Source organism: Mangrovimonas sp. YM274 (assembly GCF_030908385.1).
Taxonomy (GTDB): domain Bacteria; phylum Bacteroidota; class Bacteroidia; order Flavobacteriales; family Flavobacteriaceae; genus Mangrovimonas_A.
This window is the reverse complement of sequence record NZ_CP133091.1, coordinates 343,348-356,225: the sequence shown is the minus strand read 5'-3', so window position 1 is coordinate 356,225 and position 12,878 is coordinate 343,348. Positions and strand designations below refer to the sequence as shown.

General features: G+C 38.7%; 7 protein-coding genes. 5 read left to right on the top strand and 2 right to left on the bottom strand.

The features are described from left to right. Positions 1-94: 94 nt before the first annotated feature. The 5 genes from RBH95_RS01580 to RBH95_RS01560 all read left to right on the top strand — a co-directional run bounded on the left by RBH95_RS01580 (position 95) and on the right by RBH95_RS01560 (position 9,751). A complete protein-coding gene (locus RBH95_RS01580) occupies positions 95-1,120 on the top strand; it encodes a LacI family DNA-binding transcriptional regulator (protein WP_307900989.1) in 1,026 nt (341 codons plus the stop codon). A gap of 581 nt (positions 1,121-1,701) precedes the next feature. After that, on the top strand, positions 1,702-4,962 hold the full coding sequence (locus tag RBH95_RS01575; RefSeq protein ID WP_307900988.1) for a TonB-dependent receptor: 3,261 nt from the start codon (positions 1,702-1,704) through the stop codon (positions 4,960-4,962). Positions 4,963-4,979: 17 nt separating this feature from the next. Then, on the top strand, positions 4,980-6,770 hold the full coding sequence (locus tag RBH95_RS01570) for a RagB/SusD family nutrient uptake outer membrane protein (RefSeq protein ID WP_307900987.1): 1,791 nt from the start codon (positions 4,980-4,982) through the stop codon (positions 6,768-6,770). A gap of 27 nt (positions 6,771-6,797) precedes the next feature. Further along, positions 6,798-8,351: a DUF5123 domain-containing protein gene (locus RBH95_RS01565; RefSeq protein ID WP_307900986.1), complete on the top strand. Its 1,554-nt coding sequence runs from the start codon at positions 6,798-6,800 to the stop codon at positions 8,349-8,351. Positions 8,352-8,431: 80 nt separating this feature from the next. Beyond that, positions 8,432-9,751 (top strand): pectate lyase, encoded by a 1,320-nt coding sequence (locus tag RBH95_RS01560; RefSeq protein WP_307900985.1) that lies wholly within the window; start codon positions 8,432-8,434, stop codon positions 9,749-9,751. A gap of 11 nt (positions 9,752-9,762) precedes the next feature. On the opposite strand, the gene RBH95_RS01555 is transcribed toward RBH95_RS01560, so the two are convergent. Both RBH95_RS01555 and RBH95_RS01550 read right to left on the bottom strand, forming a co-directional pair. Beyond that, positions 9,763-11,232 carry an Ig-like domain-containing protein gene (locus tag RBH95_RS01555; RefSeq protein WP_307900984.1) on the bottom strand — a complete coding sequence of 490 codons (1,470 nt, stop codon included), beginning with the start codon at positions 11,230-11,232 and terminating at the stop codon, positions 9,763-9,765. A 24-nt stretch (positions 11,233-11,256) separates the two neighbouring features. Further along, entirely contained in the window at positions 11,257-12,873 is a 1,617-nt protein-coding gene (locus tag RBH95_RS01550) for a UxaA family hydrolase (RefSeq protein ID WP_307900983.1), read from the bottom strand. Positions 12,874-12,878 lie beyond the last annotated feature (5 nt).

The following is a 12,878-nucleotide window of genomic DNA, read 5'->3' as shown; positions in this document are numbered from 1 at the left end:
TTTCAAAACCCTTAGGTAATCGATAACATTACAATACGCACAAGTCCAATGCTTTTGCTTATGTTTGCACAATCATTATGTAACGTTACTTTTAATGAACAAAAAAACAACTATCTACGACATTGCCAAAAAGCTGGACATTACAGCTGCTACGGTATCCAGAGCCCTTAACAACAACCCAAAGATTAGCAAAGCCACACGGGAGCTGGTACTAAAAACTGCGCAAAAAATGAACTACGAGCCCAATAAATTGGCCGTAGCCCTTAAAAGCGGTAAAAGCAATAACGTAGGGGTAATTGTTCCTAGAATTGACCGCAATTTCTTCTCCACCGTTATTCGTGGTATTGAGGAGGAATTACACCCACATGGCTACCATGTCATCATTTGTCAAACCCACAATGATCAAGACCTGGAAGCCAAAAATTTGGAAGCCCTATTAAACGCTCAAGTGGATGGTATTATGATTTCTGCATCCAATGTTGCCCTTGACGAAAATCATATCATTCATAAAATCATTCAAAAGAATGTGCCGTTGATTTTCTTTGACCGCAAGAAGAACATTCCGGGAGTAAGCTCGGTAACCATCAATGACTACGAAGCGGCTTACAATGCGACCAAGCACCTTATAGACCAAGGCTGTCAACATATTGCTCACATAGGCGGTGACCTGAGCATTGAGATATATGACGAACGTTTTTCAGGATACAAGCAGGCATTGCTCGATAATGGTTTTGAATATGATGAAAACTATGTGGAATTGGTACGAAGTAAAGTTGAGGAAGGTAAAAAGGCTGCCAAAAAGTTAATGAAGCTCAATCCTCAGCCAGATGGCATTTTCTCATCAAGTGACCCCGTTATTTTGGGAGCAATCCAAGAAATGACATCACAAGGGATAAAAATCCCTGAAGATTGTGCCGTAATAGGCTTTAGTAATGAACCTTTTACAAAATTCATGGAACTTCCTATTACTTCTGTTGACCAATCGCCATTGGAAATGGGAAAAATAACTGCCCAAGTATTTTTGGAGCAAGTGAACAACACCAATAATGTAAAAGTTGAAAAGAAGGTCGTACTAAGCCCAGAATTAATGATTAGGAAATCCTCATTAAAAAAAGGCTAGACTAATTATAACCTCCACTGAATTCTGAAAACACAAACAGAAAAAAGGAACTACTTATTTCTTGTGTCACAACCACCTTTACTTCTAATTAAATTTGCTGAGTGATAAAAAAATGTCAACTATACATTTTAGTTTCCATGAAAAAAAGTTTCACACTCCTCAATCATACCCCCCTTTCAGGTTTCAATTACTAGCTAAGAGCCCAAATAAAAAATATAATTTCCACTTTCCTCCTATTTTCAACAAACCGTTGTTATTAATAACAGACATTGCTCTCTGTTGAATTTACAATCGATTACTCCTCCAATCCCTGTCAAAATTACCCTAACCAATCCCAACCAAAAACCGATTAGGTACTTATAAAATATCACTTATACAGATAAAATAGTTCTAATTCATATTTAACCCCAAAAACCACTTCTTAAAACACACTTCATATATAGATTACCACATCGATATTTCGAGGCTCTTTAATTCATAATCTTTAAAAAAAATTAACAAAAAATTGTATTTTTCAAAATATATGATAACTTTGGGTAATCGATTACATATGATATTAATATTCTAAACTAACTCATTTTATGCACAACAATTTAATTGATGCTTTGTTTTTACACTCTCTTAGGAGAAAAACAAAGGGACTTTATCCATTAAAGTTTCACTCGATAATCCTATTGTTCACCTTTGTTTTTAGTGCGGCAGCTTTGAACGCTCAAAGTATAACCGTTAAAGGAACTGTGACAGATGGTGAACTGGGAGGTCCCTTAGTTGGCGCCAATATTCTGGTTAAAGGCAAAGCGAACGGAACAACAACCGATTTTGACGGAAATTACACGCTACAAATTGAAGACAGTAATGCTGTTTTGGTGTTTTCTTATACCGGGTTTACCACCCAAGAAATACCAGTGGCAGGACAAACCACTATTAATGTTACCCTCGAACCAAACTTGGAATCACTTGATGAAGTTGTTATTATTGGATACGGTACATCTAAAAAATCTGATTTAACTGGGTCCGTAGTGGCCATTGATGGAGATGACTTAGCTGCGCAACCAATAGCTAGTGTAGCAGAAACCCTAACTGGTAGACTTGCCGGGGTTCAGGTAGTTTCCACTGAAGGTTCACCCGACTCTGAAATAAACATTAGGGTACGTGGTGCCGGTTCTATTACAGGAGACAGCTCCCCGCTACTTATCGTAGACGGCTTCCCTGCTCCAAGCTTGAACGACATTTCTCCTTCTAACATTGAAAGCATTACTGTTTTAAAAGATGCTTCCTCAACCGCCATATACGGTTCTAGAGGTGCTAATGGAGTAGTAATCATCACCACAAAAAGTGGACAACCAGGTAAAATTTCCGTAAATTACAATATGTTTTATGGCTTTAAGGAAATAGCCAAAACGATTGACGTATTAAGCCCTGAAGATTATGTGAAATGGCAATACGAGTATGCCCTTTTGGATGAGCAACCTGAAACGTATGAAGAATATTTTGGTTCCTATGATGATTACGACCAATATATAGGTATGGAAGGCAATGATTGGCAAAGACAAATTTATGGACGAAAAGGTGAGGTACAAAGTCGTGATCTAGCCATTAGAGGAGGAAGTGACAAAATCAACTATAACTTCAACTACGCCTTGTTTGATGAAAAAGCCATTATGGTTGGTTCTGATTTTAAAAGAAATAACGTATCCCTTGCTTTAAAAAGCAAGCCAAACGACAAAGTTGATTTATCCTTTACCGTTCGTTATGCCGACACTGAAGTAAATGGTGGTGGTGCCAATGAGCAAAATGAAGTCTCTTCGGCAGATGCCCGTCTAAGACATAGTGTTGGGTATTCTCCAATTCCATTACCTGGAATTACAACCACCAATACAGATGAAGCCTTGTCTAATTATTTGGTGAATCCTTTTGTTGCTGTAGACGATAACCAACAAAGAAAACTAAACGAAAACCTTAATATGGTAGGTAGCTTTAGCTGGGATATACTAGAGCAACTTAATTACAGAACAGAAGTAGGTTTTAACAAAAGATATGATTTAGATTACCGTTTCTACGGAAGATCTACCTATTACTCTAGAAACAGACCCGAAGTTGAAAATCAAGAAATGCCGGCCTTAAGGATGCGCGACCGCAAAAGAGAAACCTTTAGAAATGCCAACACCCTTAACTACGACTTTATTTTTGCCGATAACGAAAATCACAACCTAAAGTTAATGCTAGGGGAAGAAATGATTGTTTACAAAAACCACTTGGTAGAAACAGAAATTCACGGTTTCCCAAAAGATTTTGATTTTCAAACCTCTCTTAATTTAACAACGCAAGGAGATCCTTTTTCGGTAGATAATTTTTACAGCCCAGAAGATAAATTACTCTCCTTCTTTGGACGTGTGAACTACGACTTCAAAAATCGTTATTTATTAACAGCTACCTATCGTATGGATGGATCCAGTAAATTCCTAGGAGACAACCGTTGGGGCTACTTCCCTTCTGCGGCATTGGGTTGGAAAATTTCTGAAGAAGCCTTTTTAAGCGATTCTTCTTGGGTAGACTTATTAAAATTAAGATTAAGTTATGGTCAAGTTGGAAACAACAGTATTCCTACAGCACAAACTTCTAGAGTCTTCTTATCTTCCAACACATCGTATTTAAATGATATAAATTCGTATTGGGCAGCTTCTAACATTATGCCTAACCCGGGTTTAAAATGGGAAACCACAATATCTCAAAACTTTGGTCTTGATTTCGGGTTTTTCAAAGGCGCTTTAAGCGGGTCTTTTGAATTATACAAAAACATTACGGAAGATCTATTAATAAGGTTCCCAACGCCAGGTACTGGTTATGATGCCCAATATAGAAATATGGGAGAGGTACAAAATACTGGTTTCGAAGCCTCCCTAAATATTGCTGCTATTCAAAAGGAAAACTATGGATTGAACCTTTCCTTAAACATGTCCATGAACAAAAACAAAATCAACTCATTGGGAATCACGGATAACTTTGGCACCAACACCAACTGGGCTTCATCTCAAATAGGTAACGACTATGCCGTTTATGTAGGTGAATCTATTGGAACCATGATTGGCTATCAAAACGATGGAAGATATGAAGTATCCGATTTTAGTTATGATGAAACTACGGGAGAATACACCTTATTGGATGGGGTTGTTAATAGTGCAGAGGCATTAGGAGGAGAAGTTCAACCAGGATCTATGAAATTAAAAGACACCAATGGTGATGGCATAGTTAATCAAGATGATATAGGCATTATAGGAGATGTCAATCCAGACTTAACGGGAGGTTTTGTACTAAATGCCTATGCCTATGGTTTCGACTTAACGGCGGCATTCAACTATAGCATAGGGAACGACGTTTATAACGCTAACAAAATTGAGTTTACAACTTCCAATGAAAATGGGCAGTATAGAAATTTAAGCTCCGAAATGGCTGATGGTACAAGATGGACCAATCTAGACCCTGCTTCAGGACAATTGGTAACCGATCCAGATGCATTAGCGGCACTTAATGCCAACACAACCTTGTGGTCCCCATACATGCCAAGATATATGTTTACGGATTGGGCAGTAGAAGACGGTTCTTTTTTACGATTAAATACCTTAACTTTAGGCTATACCATACCAAATGATTTATTGGAAGCGACCGGAATCACCAAATTAAGGTTTTATGCTACAGCTAACAATGTATTTCTTCTTACCAATTACTCAGGACTTGATCCAGAGGTTTCAACTAGAAGAAGAACACCTCTAACACCTGGAGTGGATTATTCTCCATACCCAAGAAGTAGACAACTAGTATTTGGTTTTAACCTAAACTTTTAATTAAAATGATTATTAAGATGAAACAGATATATATATTAACCGGAATTTTGCTCATGGGCTTATGTTTTGGTTGCGATGAATTTGATGAAGACTTCCTAGAAGCTCCAGCTCAGTCCACTTTGGAAGAATCTATAATTTTTTCAACTTACGGATTAGCAAGAGGAGCCGTGGACGGTATTTTGGAGCCTATGGGGCAAACCAACTCCTACAGAGGTAGATTTATTCCCTTTTATGGATTTAATACAGACACCGAGTATCATTACAGTTCCAATCAAAGCGGAAGCTCACAGGCTCCCTTGATGATCTATGATGCGTCTTCGACAAATACCCAAATGAATACAGACAACAATGCCTGGGTGATGATGTATAGAGGAATTGAACGTGCCAATATTTGTATTAACGGTTTAAGAGAATTTGGTGATCCTGTTCCCGGTAGTGACATGGGCCAATTGTTAGGCGAAGCAATAACATTAAGAGCTATCTATTATGCCGACCTAATGAAAGCTTGGGGAGATGTCCCTTATCGCTTTGAACCAATTACTTCAGAAACACAATATTTGCCTAAAACAAGTCGTGATGTGATTTACAAAAAACTTTTGGAAGATCTAGCCGAGGCCAGCACATTAGTGGCATGGCCTAACGAAACAGCCAACACAACTTCTGTAGAACGCGTTAACAAAGCATTCGTAAAATCTTTCAGAGCACGTTTGGCTATGATCGCTAGTGGGTACCAACAATACCCTGATGGTGTTAGAAGAAGTAATGATCCTGATTTATCAGTTCAAAACATGTACACCTTGGCGCTTCAAGAAGCTACCGATGTCATTCAAAGTGGTACAACACAATTAGCGCCTTCTTTTGAAGGGTTTTGGAGAAGTTATAATCAAGAAAATATAGCAGCGGGAGGTGAATCTTTATGGGAAATTCCTTTTAGTGCTGGTAGAGGTCGTGTGCTTTTTTCTTTTGGAGTACGTCATAGAGGAGTTGATCAGCATACGGGTCAAGCTAGAGGAGGCGCTGCCGGCCCATTGGCAACCGTTTTTTATGATTACGACGAAGATGATACACGCCGAGATGTAACCTGTGTTCCTTACGAATATGCCTCACCTAATGAGCAAGCGTTTTCGCAACAAGAGTTAACAAGTATGGATTCCTGGTATTTTGGAAAGTATCGTTATGAATGGATGGACAGATATGTGACTTCCACAAATGATGATGGTCTTAATAAAATATACATGCGCTTTGCAGAAGTTTTATTAATTGCCGCCGAAGCTGCCAATGAGCTTAATGGTCCTGGCGCTGCTGCACCGTATTTAAAAGAAATTAGAATGCGTGCATTTCCATCTGAGCTTCACGCTGAAAAAGTGGACAGTTACGTTGATAATTTAGGAAGCCAAGAAGCGATGTTTAATGCGATTGTGAAAGAACATCAATATGAATTTACTGGTGAAATGGAACGCAAACAAGCCTTAATTCGTTGGAACCTTCTAGGGGAACAATTGGAAGAGGCTAAAGCAAAAATGACCAACTTAGTAAATCGTACGGGAGAGTATGCCGATGTTCCTACAACCTTATATTATAAATATGAAGAGGATGGAGAAACTTTAGAGGTTTATGGTCTTAATAGAAATGAAACGGACAATCCAGGTCCTGAATATTCTTCTAAAGACTGGACCTTGATTGAAGATAATTTCATCGAATTTATTTATAAACCAGGCGTAGACCCTGATACTAGACAGTTTTGGCCTATTTGGCAAATTTTTATCGATGGTAGCAATGGTCAATTAGTAAACGATTATGGATACTAAAAAGCAACTAACAAGAAACAATACACTATGAAAACAACACATATATTAAAATCATTCTTCGTGCTCATGGTAATACTGGCTTCGGTAGCTAGTTGTACCAAGCAAGAACCATTGATTGAAGAATTACAAATTGACAGAGAATTCATGCCTACCGAATTGGAGGCTTTCATCAGAAACCAAGTAAATATTGAACTTAATTGGGATACCGATGAAAATGTTGACACATATCAAGTTGAAGTTAGTAAAAATGAAAACTTTAGCCCAATTGTAGAAACAGTAACCGTGAATTCTGAGGAACTCCCTGTTTTGATTCCACTAGAAGCAGAAACACTTTATTACATTCGTGTAAAAGCAATCAGTAATAGAGGATTAGCCGACTCTAACTATGCTACCATTACTGCTCTAACAGAAACCGAACAGCTATTCCTTCCTGAGGAACCGGGAGATATTTTAGCAACCGAAGCCACATTACGCTGGTTCGCGAATAGCGAGGTAACCCATATAGCACTTCAGCCAGGTGATATCGTTCATGACATCACGCCTGAAGAAATGGCAACTGGAATTGCCGTAGTCACAGGTCTTACAGGTGAAACGGAGTATACTGCACAGATATTTAATAATACTACTGTGCGCGGTAACACCACTTTCACCACAGGGATCGATATCGGCGATGGCCAATTGGTAACGACAGATGATGATTTACTGCAAATGATCGCAGATGCCGAGCCTGGAGCAACCTTAGTATTGGATGCTGGAGACTATACAGCTCAGTCAGGTTCTGTTACTTTAGACAAATCTATTACCATTACAGGACTTTATAGCTTCGACAAACCTTTATTAATGTTGAGCTTTTCTATAGTTGGTGGTGCTACCGATGTTAATCTAATCGACTTAGACCTTACAGGTGACGCTGCCAATGAACAAATAGATGTGGTAAGATACACCGGAGCTGGTAGTTTTGACAACTTAACCATTAGCGGTTGTAATATTCATGACTATGACAGATCCTTTGTTGCTGGAAACGAAACAGGTGCTATTTTGAATTCACTTACAGTTGAAAACTGTATTGTAACTAATGTTATGACTAGTGGAGGTGACTTCATAGATTTTAGAAACTCTGATGTGTTAAACATCAATGTTAACACCAGCACCTTCAACAATTGTGCTCCAGGTAGAGATTTCTTTAGAGTGGATGCCGCTGGAGATTCTAATGGCACAGGATTAACCTGTAACATCAACTTATCTAATTGTACCTTATATGCTTGCTCCAATTCTTCTAGCAGAAGAATCTTTTATGTAAGATTTGCTGACAACGATATTACTTCTACCAATAATCTAATAACAGACACCGAGGTAGAAGGATATTCAGATAATAGTGCTACAGATGAGAGTATTACCTTTGCAGACAACAACTATTTCAATGCACCAACATTATATGATTCGTCTGTTGCGAGATATGATGACTCTACTACGTATACCACTGTAGATCCAGGATTTGCAGATCCTGTTAACGGAGATTTCTCTGTGAGTACCCAATCTATTATTGATTATAATATTGGGGACCCTCGCTGGCATCAATAAAACAGTAAATTATCTTAAATTAGTAATAAAGAGAGGGGTGAATATACAATCACTCCTCTTTTTTTTTAATTTCATAACCCATGAGTCTTTTAAAACATTCTTTCGTTTACATAATATTTTTAAGCTTTTACGGTATTTCTGTATCACAAAATTTGGCATTTCCTACAGCCGAAGGTTTTGGTAAATATGCCTCAGGAGGTAGAGGGGGATTGGTTTACGTAGTAACCAACCTCAATGATGACGGAGAGGGAAGTCTTAGGAAAGGCATCTTAAAAGATGGGCCACGTATCATTGTTTTTGCAGTGTCTGGAACTATTGAATTAAAAAGAAAGTTAGATATAAACAAAGGGAGCTTAAGCATTTTGGGCCAAACCGCTCCAGGCGATGGGATCACTATTAAAGGATACCCTGTTACCATTAAGGCTGATAACGTCATTGTAAGGTATCTTAGGTTTAGAATGGGTGATATTCATGAAATTGAAGGGGATGCCCTAGGCTGCAGAGATACTGATAACGTAATCATAGACCACTGTTCGATTAGCTGGGGAACCGACGAAAACGCATCCTTTTATAACAATACTAATTTCACCTTTCAATGGAGTATTGTTTCAGAAGCTCTTAATCGCTCTGTACACCACAAAGGCGCTCATGGATATGGCGGCATTTGGGGCGGTGTCAAGGCGTCTTTTCATCATAACCTATTAGCTCATAACAATAGTAGAAACCCTAGGTTTAGCGGCTCTAAAACCACTAAAAACTCGGAGAATGAATTTGTGGATTTTAGAAATAATGTCATTTACAATTGGGGCGAAAACAGTATCTATGGTGGCGAAAAAGGACAGTACAATATCGTTAACAATTATTTTAAATCTGGCCCAGCTACGACCTCCTCAAAACTAGACCGAATCGTTAGCCCTTCCTTACCCTATGGTCAATTCTATGTCCATGGAAATTATGTGTACGGCTATGACACAATCTCACAAAACAACTGGAACGGTGGAGTGCAATGCGAAAACCCTATTCAAGCAAAATTAGAAGAACCTGTTAGCATAGTAAACAATGTAACCACTAATACAGCACAAAAAGCTATGGAATTAGTCTTAAAGCAAGCCGGAGCGAGTTTGCATAAAGATGCTGTAGACCTTAGGATTATTGAGAATGTAATTAACGGAAATGCCTCCTACGACAATGGAATTATTGATTCACAAAACAACGTGGGCGCTTGGCCTAGTTTCCCTTACCAAAAAGGTCCAAAAGACAGCGATGGTGATGGTATTCCAGATGATTGGGAACTTCAAAATGGCTTAAACTACAGCTTAAAAGACTCGCATTTAAGCTCTTTAGACTCTAAATATTCCAATATAGAGGTATACACCAATAGTCTTATTGACAAACACTAAGGAGGACACTCCTAGTCTTGATATTCAAAAGCACCTATATCTGGAGCTGCTCCTAAAAATGGTAAGCCAACATCAACGCCTTGATCAATTAAGTCACTACCTGATGATAGTTTTAAGAAATCAATATCTGGCAAACTGCCATCTGAATTTCTTGGAGATGCCAAAAGATCTATATCCAAACTCACAAAATCCGAAGCATCTGTAGTCAATCCAGATTGCCATCCATTATTGGAAATATCCGTTTGTGTAGCAGAATATGAATCAGAATTAATCCCTTCAAATGACAATGAATTTTTTATTAATAAGAAGTTAGCAATGTTGGTACTACTAAAATTGATATTACGTCCATTGTTGTAAGCCGAACAGTTATACAATTCTATATCTCCCCTATTACTATTATGATCAAAACCATCATAAATATTTCCAGCAGCAATACAGTTTTTATAAACGCCATGATGCTTTAAGGTTTTGTCATCGCTACCTCCTGTTTTAAAACCGTTACCATCGCCAACTCCAGCACTACCATCCATTAAGTAACCATTTTTAAAGGCCCAACAATTTTCATAATAGGTGGTAATATTATCATTATCCCGCAAATAACCGTCCCAACCATCATCCAAATTCTGCCAAGCTCTACATCCTATGAATTTATTGCCTGTTCCAGCTGTTAGCTTACATGCAAAACCATCGGCATTTTCAAGTGTAGAATCAGCATTGTAAAAGGAATCGCAATTTAGTATGGTGTTATTACTTCCGCCTCCTGAAATTTGTAACCCCGAGTCGGCATTCTCACTGAAGGTACAGAACTCTATCAAGTTATTATCCCCTGAAATATACATGCCATTGTCCCCTGCTCCAAAAACATCTATCCCTTTAATATCCCAAAAATCACCAGAAAGTTGTATCCCCCTGTTACTTGAGTTTTCAGACATTGCAGAGAAATTAAATTGTGGACGTGTAGCATCTTCAGGATCCCCCATGAAAACAATGGTATTCCCTGAGCTTCCATCTGCCGACATATTAATAGTAGATGCAAATTCATACTCACCTCCCTTAATGTAAATAATATCTCCTGCAGAAGCAGTTAAAATAGCTTCGATAATCTCCTGACTGGTTTCAACCATAATCACTGGACCAGCGCCTACTCCTGATATGCTAAATGAACGTTCTCCAAAAACACCTGAACCATCTTGAGCAGTTGCCTTAACAGTAACAGATCCATTAGACACAGCCGACAATAAACCATTATTGGAAATCGTAGCTATTGAAGGATCTGAAACAGACCAAGCCACCGAGGTTTCTGTAGCATTTGAAGGCACAATTTGTACAGATAATTGACTACTTAATCCATCTGTTATCGTTTCGCCAAGAATAGTTATTGAAGTAACTTGAATCTCCTCATCATCCGAGGAATCACTACTACACCCAACGGCAATCAAAACTAAAGACAATACAAGTAATTGAAAACTAAACTTCCTCATATCAGGTAAATAATTAAATTAATATTATAGAGACACCCCTCTTTTCCAGGGTATAAAATCGTTTTGATTGAGCAACTGCGCTTTGGTTTTCACCTCTCCACTGGCTACTGCTACAATGTATTCCAGCATCTCATCGGCCATTTCGGCAATGGACTTTTCTCCACGTATTACAGCACCTGTATCCACATCAATAATGTCCGGCATTTTGGTTGCCAATTCTGTGTTGGAAGACACTTTTACAATTGGCGCGATAGGATTTCCTGTGGGTGTTCCCAAACCTGTGGTAAACAATACCAAATTAGCCCCAGAACCGACCAAAGCAGTCGTACTCTCTACATCATTTCCTGGTGTACACAACAAATTCAATCCTGCTTTATGAATGTATTCACCATAATCCAGAACATCCACAATAGGTGAAGTTCCTCCTTTTTTAGCCGCCCCAGCCGATTTCATCGCATCGGTAATCAAGCCGTCCTTAATGTTCCCCGGTGAAGGGTTCATATCAAATCCTGAGCCTGCATCTACCACCGACTTTTCAAAAGCTTGCATCAACTCCAGAAACTTATTCGCTGATTCTTCTTCAACACATCTATTTACCAATTCCTGCTCTACCCCACATAATTCCGGGAATTCGGCAAGAATAGCAGTACCTCCCAAAGCCACCAACATATCAGAGGTATATCCTAGTGTTGGGTTGGCAGAAATACCTGAAAACCCATCGGAGCCACCACATTCCAAACCAACTTTCAATTTAGAAAGCGGTGCTGGTTGTCTTTTAATGTTATTAGCTTCTTTTATGCCCGCAAAAGATTCTTTGATAATTGTGGATAACATGTCATCTACCGTACCCATTTGCTGTTGTTCAAATATTTGAACCGGCTTTTTATTATTCGGATTGATGGCTTCCAACGCATCCTTAAATATCTGAATCTGGAGATTTTGACAGCCCAAACTCAACACCGTAGCACCGGCAACATTAGGATTGTTCACATAGCCTGCCAACAGTCTCGCCAAACTTTCAGAATCCTGACGAATACCTCCACAACCACCGGCATGGGTGATAAATTTCACTTCAATATTGTCAAATACGCGGTTGGAAGTCGCATTTTTTAGTTGACTTTCCTCCCCTTCTTCTCCATTCACTAAAGCCCTTAATAGCAACTGCTGTTGACTTACTTGCTGTTGTAAAAGTTCCTTTTCAAAAACCTCCTTAAGCTTTTCGATATTTCTGTTTTCACAGAATACCAAAGGGAAAAACAACCATACGTTTTCGGTTCCTACTTGCCCATCTTCCCTGTGGTAGCCCATAAATGTTCTGTCTTTCCACTTATCAACTTCAGGAACCGACCAACCAATATCACCCGTTTTCTTATATACTTTTTCACTTTGGTGCGTTACATTTTCAGTGGTAAGCACTTCGCCCAACGCTATAGGCTGATTGCTTTTTCCAACCAATACACCATACATAATGATACGGTCATTCGTATCAAAATTGGAAAGCGCTATTTTATGCTTTGCCTTTACATTAGAAATCACTTTGATAGTGTTTCCCTCAAAGGTCACCTCCTCACCTGCATTCAAATCTATCAATGCTACGGCCACATTATCCGACGGATGAACCTTAATTAATTTCTCTTGCATAATGC